Raw genomic sequence first — 18155 nt, 5'->3', positions numbered from 1 at the left:
ATAAGAACGTCGCCGAAGCCCGCGAGTTGTGCCCGCGCCGCCGTAGATGTATCCTCGGCGCATCGTGACCGACGTTGCTTCCATTCCCACCCGTGGCGACACCGCGGCCATTCGTCCCCGCGATTCGCGGGCCGTGCTGCTCGCGGTCTTCGCTTTGGTGACGGCGGCCCTGGTCACCGTGCACGGCGCGGTGTCGATGCTGGGTCTGCTGGGCTTCGTGTGCGCGTGGCACGTGGTGGTGACGGGTGATCTTTCCACCAGCGCCGCGAGTCTGCGACGGGTTGCGCCGTTTGCGGTGGTGGTAGTGCTGTTGAACGCGATCTTCGGTCCGGGCGCGCCCATCGTGACGCTGGGCGGCGTGCGCATCATGACCGATGACGGCCTTGCCAACGGGGTCTTCTTTGCCCTGCGTCTCGCCGTCATGCTGATGAGCGTGTCCCTGCTGCTGGCTGCGGCGGCGCCGGAAGGATTGGCCTGCGGCATCTACGACGTCGTACGCCGGGTGTCGAAACGTGCCGCCGGCAACGTGGCACTGTTCGTATTTCTCGCCATGGGTTTCGTTCCGCTGGTTGCCGACGAGTTCCGGCGAATACGCCTGGCCCAGTCGTTCCGCGGCGGGGATCTGTCCGGTGGGCTGCTTTCGCGTGCGGGTGCGGTGCGTCTATCACTGGTTCCGCTGCTGGTTGCCGCCATCCGCCGCTCGGGTCAGCTGGCCATGGCGGTGGAACTGCGCGACGTGCGCCACCGCCTGCCGCTGACCATCGAACCGCCGCGCCTGGGCGGCGCCGACGTGGCGCTGCTGCTCACCTCAGGCGCGGCAATCTCGGCGGCATCGGGGTGGCTGGGATGAGCGTGCGCAACATCCGCCTGCTGCTCGAGTACGACGGCACCGACTTCTCCGGCTGGCAGAAACAGCCGGACGTGCGCACCGTGCAGGGAACCGTCGAGGCGGCCATCGCCACCGTGTGCCGGCAGCTGGTCGGTGTGCGTGGCTGCGCGCGCACCGACGCCGGCGTGCACGCGCTGGGCTATGTGGCCAACTTCCACGTGGAGAGCGAGCACACTACCTCCCGCCTGGTCATTGCGCTCAACGCCTGCCTGCCCGACGACGTGGCGGTGGTGGGCGCCATGGAGGTCGCGGACGACTTCCACGCCCGCTTCAGCGCACAGTCGCGCCGCTACGTCTACCGCATTGCCACCACGCCCACGGCCATCTGGCGGCGCTTCTCCTATCACACGCACCACTATCTCGATGTGGAGCGCATGCGTGCCGCCGCCCGCCACCTCCAGGGACGGCAGGACTTCACCAGCTTCACGCCCGTCACCAACGACAAGGACCCCGTGTGCAACCTGATGGACGTGACGGTGGTGGGGGCGGAGCGGCACATTCTGATCGAGGTGGAATCGGACCGTTTCCTCTACAACATGGTGCGGGCCATCGCCGGGACGCTGATGGAGGTGGGGCGGGGAAAAATCGAGCCGGAACGGATGCCCGAGATCCTGGGTAAAAGGGACCGTCGCGCGGCCGGTCCCACCGCCGCGGCGTGCGGGTTGACCCTGCTGCGGGCCCGCTACCCCGGCGACCCCGGGGAGCGGACGGCGGGTTCGGCCTAACTCCAGCCACCGGGCGGGGATGGCGCGGCTAAGGGGCTGTCCCGGGGCGGGCGACGGTGCTATGATGGAGCGGAACCGCCGCAACTGAAAGGACCGACCCGAATGAAGATTTTCCTGGATACGGCCAACATCGACGAAATCCGCGAAGCCGCCGCGCTGGGCGTGCTGGATGGCGTCACCACCAACCCCTCCCTGATGGCCAAGGAGGACGGGAGCGACTATGACGCGGTTCTCAAGGAGATCTGCGACATCGTGCACGGGCCGGTGAGCGCCGAGGTGGTCGCCGACGACGCAGCCGAGATGATTCGCCAGGGGCGCGCGTTCGCGAAGCTCAGCGAGCACATCGTGGTGAAGATCCCGCTCATCCCGGAAGGGATCAAGGCGGTGACCACGCTTTCCGCGGAGGACATCAAGACCAACGTCACCCTCTGCTTCAGCGCCAACCAGGGCCTGATGGCGGCCAAGGCCGGTGCCACCTACATCAGCCCGTTCGTCGGGCGCCTGGATGACACCGGCATGGACGGCATGCAGGTGGTGGGGGACCTGGTTGAGATCTACGAGCGCTACGCCCTGCAGACGCAGGTGCTGGCGGCCAGCATCCGCCACCCGCTGCACGTGCTGGAGTCCGCGCGTCTGGGCGCGGACGTGGCCACGGTTCCGTACAAGGTGTTCAAGCAGCTCTTCCGTCACCCGCTCACGGATGTGGGGATCGAGTTGTTCAACAAGGACTGGGAGAAGGTACTGGAGCGGCGCAAGGCACATGTACGACGATAGCGACGTCATCCGTCCCTCGCGGGCACGGTTTCTCCCTTACATCTTCGGCGGTATCACCGGCGTGTCGGTGGCGCTGGTCATCATTGCGGTGATGTTGCTGCGCGGCTCCAACGGCGAGCCGGCGGACCCGCAGCCCGCCGCCTACCAGGCGGCGGGGGTGCCGTCGTCGGCGGGGATCGACGCGGAGCGGCGCAGCGCCATTGTCACCGCCACCGAGCAGGTGTCGCCCGCGGTGATCAGCATCACCGGCCTCTACCGGGTGCGCACCCGTTCCGTGTACGACATGTGGTTCAACCGCTACTACCCGGGCCGCACGCGCACCCAGGCCACGCAGGGGTCCGGCTTCATCATCGACAGCCGCGGGTACGCCTTCACCAACTACCACGTGGTGCGGGACGCGGAGCGCATCCAGGTGACGCTGGCCGACGGCAAGGAATACGCCGCCACGCTGGTGGGCACCGCACCCACCTACGACCTCGCGTTGCTCAAGATCGACGGCGACGAGTTTCCCGCCGCGCGGCTGGGCGACTCCGACGACCTGGTGGTGGGCGAGTGGGCCATCGCCATCGGCAGTCCCTTCGGCAGCTATCTCGCCGACACCCAGCCCACGGTGACGGTGGGCGTGATCAGTGCCAACCACCGCGACATCAAGCAGGACGAGAACAGCGAGCAGATCTTCAACGACATGATCCAGACCGACGCCGCCATCAACCCGGGCAACAGCGGCGGCCCGCTGATCAACGCGCACGGCGAGGTGATCGGTGTGAACACCATCATCTTCTCCAGCGGTACCGGCGCCAACGTGGGCATCGGATTCGCCATCCCCATCAACCGTGTGAGGAGCGTGTACGAGGAACTGGTGGAGCACGGGCGCGTGCGCGACGTGTGGGTGGGGATGTCGGCCACCGACATCACGCCGCAGGTGCAGGCCGCGCTCAACCTGCCCGCCGAGAGCGGTGTGCTAGTGCAGAGCATCGAAGAAGGCGGGCCCGCGGACACGGCGGGGCTCAAGGCCGGCGACCAGATCATCGCCATCAACGGGGTCAAGCTGCAGAACCGCACACACGCCAACCGGCTGATCTTCGGTTCCGGCGTGGGCGATACCATCGAGATGACCGTCAATCGCAAGGATGAACTCCTCAACTTCAGAGTAACCCTGGCGGAGCGTCCCCGTGACATCTAACGGAACGCCCGGCGCAACCCCCCGCAATACACAATGATCGAACGCTACACACTCCCCGAGATGGGGCGCATCTGGTCCGAAGACAACAAGCTCGCCAAGTGGCTCGAGTTCGAGATTCTTGCCTGCGAGGCGCTGGCCGAGCTGGGCGAAATCCCCGCCGAGGCGGTGCAGCGCATCCGCAAGAAGGCCGCGTTCGAGGCCGCGCGCGTCAAGGAGATCGAAGACGTCACCCACCACGACGTCATCGCCTTCCTGACCAATGTGGCCGAGCACATCGGCAACGACTCGCGCTACGTGCACCTGGGTCTGACGTCGTCGGACCTGCTGGACACCACCCTGGCCTGCCAGATCAAGGAGGCGGGGGAACTGCTGCTCAAACGCATGGCGGACCTGCGCGCGGTGGTCAAGGCGCGGGCGCTGGAGCACAAGAACACGGTGATGGTGGGGCGCACCCACGGCATCCACGCCGAGCCGATCACCTTCGGGCTCAAGCTCGCCGTCTGGTACGACGAGCTGGGCCGGCGCGAGCGAATGCTGCGCGCGGCGCTGGAGACGGTGTCGGTGGGCAAGGTGTCGGGTTCGGTGGGGACCTTCGCGCACGCGAGCCCGCAGGTGGAGGAGTACGTCACCCGCAAGCTGGGGCTGAAGCCCGCACCGGCCTCCACCCAGGTGGTGCAGCGCGACCGTCACGCGGAGTTCGTTTCCGCGCTGGCGGTGGCCGCGGCCTCGCTGGAGAAGATGGCCACCGAGGTGCGCAACCTGCAGCGGACGGATGTGCTGGAGGTGGAGGAACCGTTCCGCAAGGGGCAGAAGGGCAGCTCGTCCATGCCCCACAAGCGCAACCCGATCATCTGCGAGCGCGTCGCGGGCATGGCGCGGCTGGTTCGCGGCTACGCGGTGGCCGCCACGGAAAACGTGGCGCTGTGGCACGAGCGGGACATTTCGCACTCGTCGGTGGAGCGGGTGATTCTGCCGGACGCCACCATCACCCTGGACTACATGCTGGTGAAGTTCACCGGCGTGGTCAAGGACCTCGTGGTCTACCCGGAGCGCATGCTGGCCAACATGGAGAAAGCGCACGGGCTGGTGTACTCGCAGAAGCTGCTCCTGGAACTGGCGCGCGCGGGACTTTCGCGTGAGGACGCCTACGCGCTGGTGCAGGAGGCGGCCATGGAGACCTGGGAGAGCGGCAAGCCCTTCGAGGAAACGGTGCGGGCGCGCAAGGGAATAACGTCGAAACTGGAGAAAGCAACTCTCGACGCGGTGTTCGATCTGGATCATTATCTGCGAGAAGTGGACAGCATCTTCAAACGCGTTTTCTAATTACCATCGGCCGCGCATTGGGAGACACCATGAACCGATCTTCGGCGCGGGCGCGCGTGCTTATTGGCGCCATCCTCATTCAACTCATCCTCGGCACAGTTTACGGATACAGCATCTTCTGGCGTCCCCTGGACGCGCGCGTGTTTCCACCCGTGGTAACGGAGATGGAAGTGCAGGAGATGGAGATGCGCGGGGAGTATCTGCATGAAATGACCGTCGTGGCCGACGAGGCGACAAAGAAGCGGCGCCAGACCGAGCAGCAAGGCTATCTTAAGTACGCCTTCTCCATATGCATCCTTTCCTTTGCGGGCACCATGGTGCTGGCGGGGCGGGTACAGGATCTCAAGGGGCCGCGCTTCACGGCCACCATCGGCGGCGTGTTGCTGGGGGGTGGGTTCCTGGCCGCGGGACTGTTGAACACGTTCGTCGTGTTCTACCTGGCCCACGCGCTGTTCGCGGGCATGGTGACGTTGCTGTTGCTCGCGCTGTATCACATGGCGACGCGCGACATGAATCCGAAGACGATGCCGCTCCTGCACGACGCCCCGCGAGCCATCACGGTGGCGTGCGTGGTGGCCGCGGTGCTCCTCGGGCAACGCTACGTTGGGCGGTTGGGCGAACTGGACGAACTCTTCGTGCTGTGGGGGACGGTGGGGTTCCTCGCCGGGGCGGGCATCGGGTTTGCCTACGTGTGTCCGATTGCGGCGCTCATCAAGTGGTTCCCGAAGCGGAAGGGGCTGGTCAGTGGTCTCGCGGTGGCGGGCTTCGGTTTCGGCGCGTACATCTTCAGCCACCCGCAACTCCCCTTCAGCGCCGAGAACTATCTCCGTAACCACGACGTGGTGTCACTCTTCACGCTGCACGGGCTGGTCTGCCTGGTGGCGGTCGCGCTTGGCGCAACGCTCCTTTCCAACCCGCCCGACACGGCGCCGGCGCGCCTGGAGTCCGCGTGGCAGGACACGCTGCGGCGGCCCGCGTTCTACATCCTGTGGCTCATGTTCTTCAGCGGCGCCATGGCCGGCCTGATGGTGATCGGGATTCTCAAGGGGTTCGCCGGCGACCAGCTGGTGGGCGCGGCCGGGGGTGCGGCCGCACTGGGCGATGCGCGCGCCAAGGAGATCTTCGACCGCGGTGTCACCGCGGTGGGATGGCTGGCGGTGTTCAACGCGCTGGGACGGATCGCGTGGGGGATGGTGTCCGACCGTGTGGGGCGCACGGTCGCTTTCGTGGCCATGTTCCTCGTGCAGGCGGCGATGATGTTCGTGCTGGGCGGTCTCGACACGGAAGTATCCCTCGCGGTCGGAGCTTCGATCGTGGGGTTCAACTTCGGCGGCAACTTCGCACTGTTCCCGTCCGCCACCGCGGACCTGTTTGGCGCGAAGAACCTCGGCGCCAATTACGGCTGGGTGTTCACGAGCTACGGGATCGCGGGTGTGGTTGGAATCATGGTGGGCAATGCCGCCAAAACCGCGACCGGCAGCTACGCCGCGGCCTTTTCCCTGGCCGGCATTCTGTGCGTGATCTCGGCGGGGCTCGCCATCGGCATGCATCTGCAGCGCCGCCGGGCCGCCGCGGTGGCGGTCTGAGCATGAAAGCGGCGCGTTCTTGACACATGATTGAACACGCGCCGCAGAATCCGGACTTTGAGTCCGTCGTGCGCGAGAGTTTCTCGCGACAGGCCTTCATGGCCACGCTGGGTGCGCGACTGGTGCGCGTCAAGCCTGGTGACGTGCGCATCGCCATGCCGCACGCGCAGGCGTTCACGCAGCAGAACGGTTTCCTGCACGCGGGCGCCATTTCCACCATCGCCGATTCCGCCAACGGGTACGCCGCGTTCTCGCTGTGCCCGCCCGGGTACGACGTGCTGGCGGTGGAGTTCAAGATCAACCTGCTCTCGCCGGCCAGCACCCCGTGGCTGCTGGCGTGCGCGCGCGTGCTGCGGCCGGGAAAGACGCTCACCACCTGTTTCTGCGACGTGTGGGGCGTGGACGGCGAGACCGCCGATGTGCCCGCCGGCGCAAAACGGGTGGCCAGCGTGTTGTCCACCATCCTCTCGCAGCCGGTGAGCCGCCCGTGACCGCGAGATCCCGCAAACGCACGGAGACCGCCCCGGCGCGCCCGCCGCTTGCGGCGCTGCTGATCGCGTGCCTGGTGTTCGTGCTGTGTGCGGTGTACGCGATGCCATTCATGCCCGACGATTCCTTCATCTCGTTTCGTTACGCGGAGCATCTCGCGCAGGGGCACGGACTCGCGTTCAACGTGGGCGAGCGTCCCGTCGAGGCGTACAGCAACTTCCTGTGGATCGTGCTGTGCGCGGGTATGCACAAGACCGGCTTGAACCTGCCGCGGGTGACGCCGTACGCCGGCATCCTGCTGGGCCTGTTGTCGATCGTCGTGTTGTGGACGCTGTGCCGGCGCCGCGCACCGCTGTGGACGCAACAGCTGCTGCCGCTCCTGCTGTTCGCCTCCTTCGGCCCCTTCGTCCTGTACGCCGTTTCCGGCATGGAGACCGCGCTGTTCGCGCTGCTGCTTCTGCTGGTGGTCCGCTATGCGGAAGACGCCGTGCAAGCACCCGCCCGGCGCCCGCTGGTGTTGCTGGGTGTGGTGGGCTTCCTCGCCGCACTGGCCCGCCCCGAGGGAATCCTGGCGCTGCCGGTGGCACTGATTCTCATCGCGGTGGAACTGCGTCGTGGGGGGCGCCTGCCGGCAGCCGCCCGGTCGCTGGCGCTGGTCGCCGGCGCGTTCGCCATCGCCTGCGCGGCCTACCACGCGTGGCGTGTCGCATACTTTGGTGACTGGCTGCCCACGCCGTTCCTCTCCAAGGGAGTGGAAGGGACCGGCCTCGTCACCGGGTGGCGCATGAACCTCTCCAGCTACTTCGTGAACTGGACCTACTACTACCCGCCGCAAGGTTGGACGTTCCTGGCGTTGCTGGTGCTCGCGGTGGCCGGAAATCGCGTGGCACGGACCAGCGGAAACCGCATCGCGTTGGTGATGGCGCTGGTGTTCGGCGCGGTGTACGCGAACTTCGTGGACTGGATGCCGGGCATGCGTTACCACGCGGCCATCGCAGGGCTGTTGCTGCTCCCTGCAGCTTCGCTGCACGCGCTGGTGCCGGATGAGTGGTGGCGCTTCGCTCCCTCGAAGAACGCGGCACCGTTTGCGACGCTGGTGCTGGTGGCGCTGCTCGCTGGTTCAAGCGGGCTCTCCCACTTCAAGATGGTCACGCAGAAGATGGAAGAAAGCGCCACCCTCTGCAACCGGCCGCTGGCGCAATGGTTGCGGAATACGGTGCCCCCCGGCTCGCTGCTCGCAATTGCCGATGTGGGTATGGTGCCGTACTACTCGGGGCTCCGCACACTCGACATCCATCCGCGATCCCTGACGGATTCGCACATCGCCAAAGGCGCGTTTACGGTCGACTACGTGCTGGCGCGAAAACCGGATGTGATCTGCCTGTCCGTCCGGGGGGTGTACACCGCGCGCATGGACCCCTCCTACTGGTCGTTGTACAAGCACGACAGGTTCCGGCTCGAGTACGGATTCGTGGGAACGGTGCGCGATCAGTGGTACCAGGATCGCGCGTACTGGGTGTTCCTGCGCAACGGCGTGGACGTGAGCGATGACCGCCTGCGCGCCTTGCCCGAGGGGATCGGCAAACAGCGGCGCACGAGGTTCGACCCGTGAAGCGGAACGACGTGATTGCGCTCTCGGGTTTGCTGGCGCTGTTCATCGCAGCCTGCCTGGCAGTGGGTTCGTTCCACCCCGACCGGTCGTTCGTCGCATATCGCTACGCCGAGAACCTCGCCGCGGGGCACGGATGGGTGTACAACCCGGGTGACGCGCCGGTGGAGGGATACGGCAATGCGCTTTGGGTGGCCAAGTGCGCCATGATGAAGGCCGCTGGTCTCCCGCTGCCGGTTGCGGCACCCATGCTCTCCCTGTTCTTCGGCATGGTCTCGCTGGTGCTGCTCTGGTTTGTCCTGCGTGCGCGCGTTTCGTCAGCCGCCGCCGTGATCACCACCGGCTTTGCCGCCGTGTCCGGGCCGCTGGCGGCGGCGTCGATGTCGGGGGAAGGCGTCACCCTGGTGGCGGCACTCGCCGTTGCGATGGTCTGGCTGCTCGATGCCGCGGGCACGCGCCGGGTGACCTGGATCCTGGCCGGGCTCGTGGGCGCCCTGCTCGCCATGTGCGGCAACCCGCTCGCAGTGGTGTTTCCGGCCGCGCTGGTGATGCGGGTGCGCATGCCGCGCGGCGAGGGAACGCAGCGCAGCGGGATGATCATCGCCGCGGCCGTGTTCGCAGTGGCCGTGACCGGGTTCCACGTCTGGCGGATTGCGACGTTTGGTTCGCTCACCCCGCACGCTCCGGGTTTGGTCGCGCGGCTCGCGTCGCCGGGCGAATTGTTCGCGGTGCAACCGTTCGACATGGCACCGTTCGGTTGGTTCTACGTCATGCTGTTCGTCGCCGGCGTCGCGCGTACGCGTTTCGCGCACGACCGCGGGCTCCCGTGGGTTGCGGCAACGACGGCCATCGTCGCCGGGGTGGTGACGTTGTCGGCCCGCGATCCGCTCCCCGGCCTCGCGTCGAGCGCGGTGGTGATTTTGCTCCTGTCGATCCCGGCGGCCGGGCTCGTCGACGCGGTCGCGCAGTCGGTCGCGCCGCGCCTCGCGCGCGCATTGCTCGCGCTGGCTCTCCTGCTCGTTTCACTGGGGTGCGCGATGGACGCGCGCGTGTTCGCGCGCCACATCCGCGAGTCCCACGACCTCACCTTGCAGCCGCTGGGCCGGTGGATGGCGCGCTGGCAGAGCGACGGCTCCCTGTTGTGCGACGCACCGGGCGCGGTGCCGTACTACTCGGGCTGGAGGACCATCCCGGTGAGCGCTTCGACGACGCTTTCGGAGGCCCCCGACGTGGTGATGCTCACCTCGGAGGGAATGTTCACTGCCGAGATGGACGCTGCACAGACCCGCGTCGCGGACGCCCTCACCGAACGCTACCGCGTGCTGGCCGCCATCCGCCGCGACTGGACGCGCGACCGCGCCTTCATCCTCTACGCACGCAACGACATCCCCGAGCTCACCGACGACCTGATGGAAGCTTTTCCGCAGGGGGTGGGTACGGTGGTGCGGCTGAACCGCTGACCTTCGCGCTTGAAGCGTGGTTTCTGCTGTTGGTCGCCTTCTTCTCGCTCTCCACTCCCGAACTCAGTGCCGAATGGGACACGCGCTTCGGGTCCGACATCGTCGGTATCCCCGGGCCGGGCGGCACGGTATATGACTACGCCATCGACGGTTCCACTGTCTACGCGGCCAGCCATTTTCTGGGGCGTGTACCGCTGGGATGATCCCGCCTGGACCCGGATCGGCTACCTGACGCCGCTGTCCACATCCGCGCCCTCACTGTTACATCCAACCATGACATCTACGCGGGAGGGTTCTTCGCCACCGTTTCCAAGTCATTGACCGGCCCGATGACCGCCAATCATATCGTGCGCTGGGACGGGAGCGACTGGGTCCCACTGGTCGTCGACGGCGTGGTGGGCCTGGGTGGCCCGACCACGCGGGTGGAAGCGCTGGCCCCGCCCCCAACGGCACCGACGTCTACGTGGGAGGGTCGATCACGCTCGCCGGGGGCGCTCCACGGAACTACGTCACGTTGCGGAATGGTTCTTCCTGGCAGGTGGTGGCCGGGAACGCGTTCGACGACTACGTCTACGAAATTCACGTGGAGGGCAACGACGTCTACTTTGCGGGCAGCTTCACGCAGCCACCACCATCCGCTACTCGCTGGAGCGACCCGGCCGTGCCGCCTTGCGAATCTACGACGTGCGGGGCGCGCTGGTCCGGAACCTGGTGGACGCCATCGAGGATGCCGGGCCTCACAGCCTCAGTTGGGACGGAAAAGATGAGCACGGTAATGCTGTCGCATCGGGTGTCTACTTCCTGCGCATGCAGAGCGGCCGGGATGCGCAGACACGAAAGATGGTGCTCATAAAGTAGCCGGGGGCTTGAAGCCCGCGGGTGGCGGATGTACAATACCCGGTGAACACTTCCTCCGTTACTGCCGGCCAAGCAATGAGGCAACTCGATGCGTCCCGCCTTCGTCCTGTCGATTATACTGTTGTCCTGCGCCGCTTCTTCCGCCGCCGCCACGTGGGACCCCCGCTTTGGCGGAACCAAGCTCGGCGATCCCGGGTTCAACGACACCGTCCATGCGATCGCGCGCGACGGTGCAACCGTCTACGTGGCGGGTGGCTTCTGGGGTGTATGGCGCTGGAACGGTTCGTCATGGACGCGCGTTGGAACAACGTTCGCTTCAACCATCAATGACCTGGCGGTCACCTCCAACCACGACATTTACGCGGGCGGGTTCTTCTCCTCGATAAACTCGTCCACCGGCAGCATTCGCGCCAACCATATCGCGCGTTGGGATGGCAGCGACTGGGGGGTGCTCGATGTCGGCGGGACTGTTCTCAGCACGGGGCTGAACCAGGAGGTTCATGCGCTGGCCACCGCGCCCAACGGAGACGACGTGTACGTGGGCGGCAACTTCACCCAGGCGGGCGGTCTCGCCCGGAACTACGTTGCGCGCTGGGACGGAAGCACCTTTCAAATGGTGGGGAACAACCTCTTCAACAACACCGTCCACGAGATCCTCGTTTCCGGAAACGATGTCTACTTTGGCGGCGAATTCACCCTGCCCTTCACCCGCGTCGCGCACTACAACGGCTCGTTGTTTGAGTTCATGAACGGCGGGCCCAACGGGCGCGTGTACGGACTGGCCCTTTACAATGGGGAACTCTATGCCGCGGGGAGCTTCACCACGGTAGGTACGGGGCCGGCTGCGGGTGTTGCTCGTTGGGACGGAACCAACTGGCACGCAGTTGCGTCGTCGCTCGCCAGCAACTTCGGTGTCCCACTGCGCTCGTTGCTGTCGAGTGGCGGCTATCTCTACCTCATGGGAGGTTTCTCGGCCATCAATGGCGTGCCGGTGAACAACGTGACGCGCTGGAACGGTTTCTCGTGGTTGCCGCTGTCGACGGGTGCCGCCGGTGCGGTTTACACGGCCGCGAGCGTGGACGGTGACGTCTGGTTTGCGGGCGGGTTCGCCAGTGTTGGCGCCTGGCCCGCGCACGGCATTGCGAGATGGAACGGCAGCGGCTGGGGATTCGGGGGCGCGAGTGACGTTGTGCGTGATATTGCCGACGACCCCAATGGTCTCGTGGTTGTTGTGGGCGATTTTCTGCAGGCGGGTGACGTGCCTGCCAATCGCGTCGCGCGCTGGGACGGCAACACGTGGTCCAAGCTTGGCAGCGGCGTGGATGGCAGTGCGCGATGCGTGGTTACCAGCGGCAGCGATATCTACGTCGGCGGCAACTTCAAGAAAGCGGGCGGTAATTCGGCGTCCGGGGTTGCGCGCTGGAACGGTGACACGTGGTCTGGGCTGGGCTACGGGGTCAACGGGATCCCCTACGACCTGGCGCTGGACGGCGGCGATCTGTATGTCGCCGGCACCATGACGCCCGTCACCACCCCGTACGCCAACCTCGCGCGTTGGGATGGCTCGGCGTGGAACGGGGTCGGCAACGGTACTCCCAACGCGGCCACGCGCTGCGTGGTGGTGCACGACGGGCGCGTGTTCGTGGGCGGGGATTTCACCGCTGTTGGCGGCACGCCCGCCAATCGCATCGCGGTCTTTGACGGCTCCACCTGGTCGGCCATGGGGACGGGATTCGACGCATCCGTGTACGGCATCGCGGTAAACGGTGATGACGTCTACGCGGTGGGTGACTTCACCGTCGCTGGTGGCTCGCCGGGCAACCGGATCGCGCGCTGGAACGGAACCGCGTGGTCGCAACTCGGCCTGGGTTTCAATGGCGGCGCGCGCACGGTGCGGATGGCGGGCACGGAACTGCTGGTGGGCGGCGAATTCTCCACCGCCAACGGTGTGTCCACGCCCTATCTCGCCCGCTGGAACGGAATCCAGTGGAGCGGCATCGGCGGCGGTACCAACGACCGGGTGCTGGCGATGACCGTCACCACCCAGGGGCTGTACACGGGCGGCTTCTTCCGCCAGGCGGGCTCGGTGCCGTCGGACCGCATCGCCAACTGGGTGGAGTTGTTCCCGACAACGGTCGCGTCCGGTCCCGCGGCGACGCGTCTCGAGCAGAACATCCCCAACCCATTCAACCCCACCACCACCATCCGCTATGCGCTGGACCGGACCGGTCCCGTGACGCTGCGCGTGTACGACGTTCGCGGCGCGCTGGTGCGCACACTGGTGGACGCCCAGCAGGGGGCCGGCCCGCACGAGGTGGAATGGGACGGGCGCGACGACCGCGGAATCGCACAGGCGAGCGGGACGTACTTCTGCCGGCTGGAGACGGCCGGCGGGCACGAAACACGCAAGATGGTGCTGCTCAAGTAGATCGCGGGCTTGCCACCGGCGCGCCACCATTGTATAGTCCCCTCGACGCCGCCACCGGCCGCGGCGTCTTCTTCTTTTTCCGGGCAATCCAAATGATCGACCCCAAAGACCTCGTCCCCGCCGATCCCAACGACGCGGGCGCGGCAAAAGACTTTCTCAAGAAGAACGGCGTGTCCCTCTCGCCCGGCGAGTACGCGCGCGTGTGCGAACTGCTCGGGCGCCGGCCCACCATCGTGGAACTCCACATGTTCAACGTGATGTGGAGCGAGCACTGCTCGTACAAGTCGTCGCGCTGGGCGCTCAAGGAGTACCTGCCCACCGACGCGCCCCACGTGGTGCTCGGCCCCGGCGAAGACGCCGGGATCATCCGTTTCTGCGAGGCGGGCGGGAAGTCCTGGTGCCTGGTTATGGCTCACGAGAGCCACAACCACCCATCGCAGGTGCTGCCGGTGGAGGGTGCCGCCACCGGCATCGGCGGCATCGTGCGCGACGTGTACTGCATGGGCGCGGATGTGATTGGCGTCATGGACCCGTTGCGCTTCGGCGATCCCGACGGCCCCAACGCCGCGCACGTGCGCGACATCGCCTTTGGTGTGGTGGAGGGGATCGCGCAGTACGGCAACGCGCTGGGTGTGCCCAACTACGGCGGCGAGACCTACTTCGACGCCTCCTTCGACGACAACTGCCTGGTCAACGTGGTCGCGTTCGGCATCGTGGAGGAGGGCGGCATCATCAGGAGCCGCGTGCCCGAAGAAGCGCGCCACGTGCCCTACGACCTCATCCTGGTGGGCAAGCCCACCGACGCCAGCGGCTTCGGCGGGGCGGCGTTTGCCTCGGAACGGCTCGATGGCTCCAGTGCAGTGGAAAAGCAGGGCGCGGTGCAGGTGCCGGATCCGTTTGTAAAGCGCGTGCTGGCGGAAGCCATCCGCGAGATGCTCAAGTTTGCGCGCGAGAACAAGATTCCCATCGGCTTCAAGGATCTCGGCGCCGGCGGCATCGCGTGTGCGTTCTCGGAGATGCCGGAGGCGAGCCGCTTCGGCGCCCGCATCGACCTGGACAAGGTCAACAAGGCCTTCCCGGACCTGTTGCCGGAGGTGATTGCCTGCTCGGAGACGCAGGAGCGCTTCGCCATCGCTGTGCCCACGCGGGTCACCCGCGACATCCTGGCCATCTTCAACCAGAAGTTCGAGATGCCGCGCCTGTACACCGGCGCGGGTGCGGTGCACATTGGCCGCGTGACCGACGACTACCGCTTCAGCATCACCCATCAGGGCCGCGTGGTGTGCGAGGCGGCCATGGACGCGGTGACATCGGGAATCTCCTACCGCCGCGAACAGAAGGAACAGCGTCGCTCCATCAAGCCGGGCGCGCACCGGCGGGGCGCGGGGGTGGATGGAATGAAGGACGCACTGCTCACGTTGCTGGCCAGCGTGAACATCGCCGACAAGGCGGCCATCTACCAGCACTACGACACCGAGGTGCAGGCGCGCGCGGTCATCCGCCCCGGCGAGGCCGACGCGGCGGTGGAGATCTTCGTGCCCGGGCAGCCGTTTGGGCTGGCGGTGGCGGTGGGCGGTCACTCGCGGATCGGCCTCCTGGACCCCTACGCGGGCGGTGCGTGGTCGGTGTTCGAGGCCACGCGCAACGTGGCCTGCGTGGGCGCGCTTCCGCTGGCGGTCACCGACTGCCTCAACTTCGGTGATCCCGAGGATCCCGGCGTCTTCAACGAGTTCGTCGAGTGCGTCAAGGGAATCGGCGATGCCTGCCGCGCGATGAAGCTGTTCGGCGGCGATCACCCGCTGCCCATCGTGTCCGGCAACGTGTCGCTCTACAACCAGAGTGGAACCGGCGACGCCATCGCGCCCACACCCATCGTCGCCTGCGCCGGGCGCCTGGACGACGCCTCGCGCGCGCGCGGGTTCGCGCTCAAGCAGGTGGGGTCGAGCCTGGTGCTGCTGGGCAGGCTGCACGAGGACCTGGGCGGTTCGGAATTCGAGCGCGTGTTCGGCAACGGCGGGCACGCAAAGGCGCCGGTGCCCGACTTTGCCTTCGAGCTTGCGCTGGTGAAAGCGCTCAACGCCGCCTTCGCCAAACGCCTCGTGCTGGCCGCGCACGACATCTCGCTGGGCGGTCTCTTGGTGACGGTGGCGGAGATGGCCATCGCCAGCGAGCCCTTCGACATCGGCGCGTCGCTGGACCTGCGCGGCGCAAGCGATCTGGCGTGTTTCTCCGAGATGGGTGGCGTGGTGATCGAGGCCGGCGAGGGGTCGTGGGAGGAACTCAAGCCCCTGCTCGACAAGCACGGCGTCGGGTATATCGAAATCGGCAGGACCGCCGCGGACGTGGGCCTCAAGGCCGCGCTGGCGGATGGCACCTTTACCGCAACCGTGAACGAACTGCGCACCGCCCACACGGGACGGCTCGCCGAGATCCTCTACGGGTAGCACCATGCCGGCACGTGTCCTCATCATTCAATTCCCGGGTGTGAACTGCGAGTACGAGAGCAAGCGCGTCGTCGAGTCGGTGGGACTCAAGGCGGAGATCCGCCGCTGGAACGACGCCGCCGACGCCGTGCGGCGCGCGGACGCGGTGCTGCTGCCCGGTGGCTGGTCGTACCAGGACCGCATTCGCGCCGGCGTGGTGGCGGCCAAGGACGCCGTGTTGGACGAGGTGGTGGCGGCGGCGGACCGTGGCGTGCCGGTGATCGGCATTTGCAACGGCGCGCAGGTGCTGGTGGAGACCGGCATCGTGCCGGGCTTCGACGCGGGCAGGATTGATGTCGCCCTGGCCCCGAACATCATGACCGGGCGCGTGGGCTACTACTGCAACTGGGTGCACCTCAAGAAGGGCCCGGCGCAATGCATCTTCACGGATTTCATGAGCGAGCGCCCCAACGACCCGCTGCCCATTCCGCTGGCGCACGGCGAGGGGCGTTTCGTAACTTCCGATGACGGCGTGCGCGACCACCTTGCGAAGGGCGACGGCGTGGCGGTGGTGTACTGCACGCGCAAGGGGGAGATCGCCACGGCGTTTCCCGACAACCCCAACGGGGCCCAGTTCGCCATCGCCGGGCTCACCAACCCAAAGGGAAACGTGCTCGCCATCATGCCGCACCCCGAGCGGGCGGCGTGGGCGCACCAGGTGCCGCGCCGCGTGGGTGGCATGTGGGGGCGCAGCCGCGACGGCGTGGGGACAAAGGAACTCTTCAGTCCGGGGCCGGGCCGCGGCTTCTTCGAGTCGCTGCGCAGGGCCCTGGTGTAATCAACTTCAAATGGAGGAGGCCGAACCATGATGAAGAGGACTCTCGTGCTTGGACTGGCGTTCATTGCGTTGTACGCAGTGAGTGCCGTTGCCCAGGACAAAAAGCCGAATATTCTTGTGATCTGGGGCGACGACATCGGTGGTTTCAACGTGAGCGCGTACAACATGGGCGTCATGGGCTACAAGACGCCCAATATCGACCGTATCGCACAGGAAGGTGTCCTGTTCACGGACTGGTACGGGCAGCAGAGCTGTACCGCCGGCCGTGCCGCGTTCATTACCGGGCAGTCGCCCATCCGCACCGGGCTCACCAAGGTGGGGCTTCCCGGTGCCCCCGAAGGCATGCGCAAGGAGGATCCGACCATCGCCACCCTGCTCAAGGCACAGGGCTACATGACGGGGCAGTTCGGCAAGAACCACCTCGGCGACCGCGACGAGATGCTCCCGACGGCGCACGGTTTCGATGAGTTCTTCGGAAATCTCTACCACCTCAACGCCGAGGAAGAGCCCGAGAACCCGGACTATCCCAGGAACCCCGAGTTCAAGAAAAAGTTTGGACCACGCGGTGTGATCCACAGCTTTGCCGACGGCAGGATCACCGACACGGGTCCGCTGACCCGCAAGCGCATGGAGACGATCGATGACGAAGTCACCGCGAAGGCGCTCGATTTCATGCAGCGCGCGAAGGACGAGGACAAGCCGTTCTTCATCTGGTGGAATTCGACGCGCATGCACATCTGGACCCATCTCAAGCCGGAATCCGTTGGCAAGACCGGGCTGGGTGTCTACCCCGACGGTATGGTCGAGCACGACGCGCACGTCGGGCAGGTTCTCGCAAAGTTGAAGGAACTGGGCCTGGAAGAGAACACCATCGTGATGTACTCCACCGACAACGGTGCCGAGACGATGAGCTGGCCCGACGGCGGCACCACCATGTTCCGCGGGGAGAAGAACACCAACTGGGAGGGCGGCTATCGCGTTCCGTGCCTGATCCGCTGGCCCGGGGTCATCAAGCCCGGCACGGTCATCAACGAGGTCGGCGCGCACGAGGATATGCTGCCCACGTTGCTCGCCGCGGCGGGTGACGCGACGGTGAGGGAAGACCTGATCAAGGGCCGAAAGGTCGGCAAGTCGAGCTACAAGGTCCACCTCGACGGGTACAACCTGATGCCGGCGCTCAGAGGCGAGGCAGAATGGCCGCGCAAGGAGTTCATCTACTGGACCGACGACGGCAGTGTGGCGGCGCTGCGCTACAACCACTGGAAGATGGTCTTCCTGGAGCAGCGAGGCCATGGGTTCGATGTGTGGCAGGAGCCGTTCGTGGAACTCCGCCTTCCCAAGCTGTTCAACCTGCGCAGCGACCCCTTCGAGCGTGCGGATCACGAAGGGATGGGCTATGCGCAGTGGCGAATCGACCGCGCCTTCCTGATCGCCCCCGCCGCTGCCTATGTCGGTCAATGGCTCCAGAGCTTCAGGGAGTTCCCTCCCCGCCAGAAGCCGGGCAGCTTCAACCTGGACAAGGTGATGGAAGCCGTTACCAAACCGGCGCACGCAGGCAACTGACGAGGCT

At 66.4% G+C, this 18155-nt stretch carries 15 protein-coding genes; all 15 read left to right on the top strand.

Annotation, left to right across the window (positions count from 1 at the left end):
• The first annotated feature begins 46 nt into the window (after positions 1-46).
• A complete protein-coding gene (locus tag OEX18_04650; protein MDH4336549.1) occupies positions 47-850 on the top strand; it encodes an energy-coupling factor transporter transmembrane protein EcfT in 804 nt (267 codons plus the stop codon).
• A complete protein-coding gene (truA, locus tag OEX18_04645; GenBank protein ID MDH4336548.1) occupies positions 847-1614 on the top strand; it encodes a tRNA pseudouridine(38-40) synthase TruA in 768 nt (255 codons plus the stop codon). Before OEX18_04650 ends, truA begins: the two co-directional genes overlap by 4 nt.
• Positions 1615-1716: 102 nt before the next feature.
• Positions 1717-2388 (top strand): fructose-6-phosphate aldolase, encoded by a 672-nt coding sequence (fsa, locus tag OEX18_04640; protein MDH4336547.1) that lies wholly within the window; start codon positions 1717-1719, stop codon positions 2386-2388.
• Positions 2375-3571: a trypsin-like peptidase domain-containing protein gene (locus OEX18_04635; GenBank protein MDH4336546.1), complete on the top strand. Its 1197-nt coding sequence runs from the start codon at positions 2375-2377 to the stop codon at positions 3569-3571. Before fsa ends, OEX18_04635 begins: the two co-directional genes overlap by 14 nt.
• A gap of 33 nt (positions 3572-3604) precedes the next feature.
• Complete coding sequence (gene purB, locus OEX18_04630) at positions 3605-4894, top strand: adenylosuccinate lyase (GenBank protein MDH4336545.1); 1290 nt, start codon at positions 3605-3607, stop codon at positions 4892-4894.
• A 29-nt stretch (positions 4895-4923) separates the two neighbouring features.
• Positions 4924-6480 carry an MFS transporter gene (locus tag OEX18_04625; GenBank protein ID MDH4336544.1) on the top strand — a complete coding sequence of 519 codons (1557 nt, stop codon included), beginning with the start codon at positions 4924-4926 and terminating at the stop codon, positions 6478-6480.
• 26 nt (positions 6481-6506) lie between these two features.
• The gene (locus tag OEX18_04620; GenBank protein MDH4336543.1) at positions 6507-6971 is read left to right on the top strand and encodes a PaaI family thioesterase; all 465 of its coding nucleotides are present in this window, start codon (positions 6507-6509) and stop codon (positions 6969-6971) included.
• Entirely contained in the window at positions 6968-8581 is a 1614-nt protein-coding gene (locus OEX18_04615; GenBank protein ID MDH4336542.1) for a hypothetical protein, read from the top strand. The genes OEX18_04620 and OEX18_04615 overlap by 4 nt, the downstream gene beginning before the upstream one ends.
• Positions 8578-10038: a hypothetical protein gene (locus OEX18_04610; GenBank protein MDH4336541.1), complete on the top strand. Its 1461-nt coding sequence runs from the start codon at positions 8578-8580 to the stop codon at positions 10036-10038. The genes OEX18_04615 and OEX18_04610 overlap by 4 nt, the downstream gene beginning before the upstream one ends.
• A gap of 29 nt (positions 10039-10067) precedes the next feature.
• The gene (locus OEX18_04605; GenBank protein MDH4336540.1) at positions 10068-10241 is read left to right on the top strand and encodes a hypothetical protein; all 174 of its coding nucleotides are present in this window, start codon (positions 10068-10070) and stop codon (positions 10239-10241) included.
• 202 nt (positions 10242-10443) lie between these two features.
• Positions 10444-10896, top strand: coding sequence for a hypothetical protein (locus OEX18_04600; protein MDH4336539.1), 453 nt, complete (start codon positions 10444-10446; stop codon positions 10894-10896).
• 88 nt (positions 10897-10984) lie between these two features.
• Positions 10985-13324: a T9SS type A sorting domain-containing protein gene (locus OEX18_04595; GenBank protein MDH4336538.1), complete on the top strand. Its 2340-nt coding sequence runs from the start codon at positions 10985-10987 to the stop codon at positions 13322-13324.
• Between the two features lie 92 nt (positions 13325-13416).
• Positions 13417-15768 carry a phosphoribosylformylglycinamidine synthase subunit PurL gene (gene purL / locus OEX18_04590; protein ID MDH4336537.1) on the top strand — a complete coding sequence of 784 codons (2352 nt, stop codon included), beginning with the start codon at positions 13417-13419 and terminating at the stop codon, positions 15766-15768.
• 4 nt (positions 15769-15772) lie between these two features.
• Complete coding sequence (gene purQ / locus OEX18_04585; protein ID MDH4336536.1) at positions 15773-16585, top strand: phosphoribosylformylglycinamidine synthase I; 813 nt, start codon at positions 15773-15775, stop codon at positions 16583-16585.
• A 30-nt stretch (positions 16586-16615) separates the two neighbouring features.
• On the top strand, positions 16616-18148 hold the full coding sequence (locus tag OEX18_04580) for an arylsulfatase (protein MDH4336535.1): 1533 nt from the start codon (positions 16616-16618) through the stop codon (positions 18146-18148).
• Positions 18149-18155 lie beyond the last annotated feature (7 nt).

The organism is Candidatus Krumholzibacteriia bacterium, from assembly GCA_029865265.1.
GTDB lineage: Bacteria > Krumholzibacteriota > Krumholzibacteriia > WVZY01 > JAKEHA01 > JAKEHA01.
Note: the sequence above shows the minus strand (reverse complement) of the source record. Positions and strands in the feature narration are given on the sequence as shown.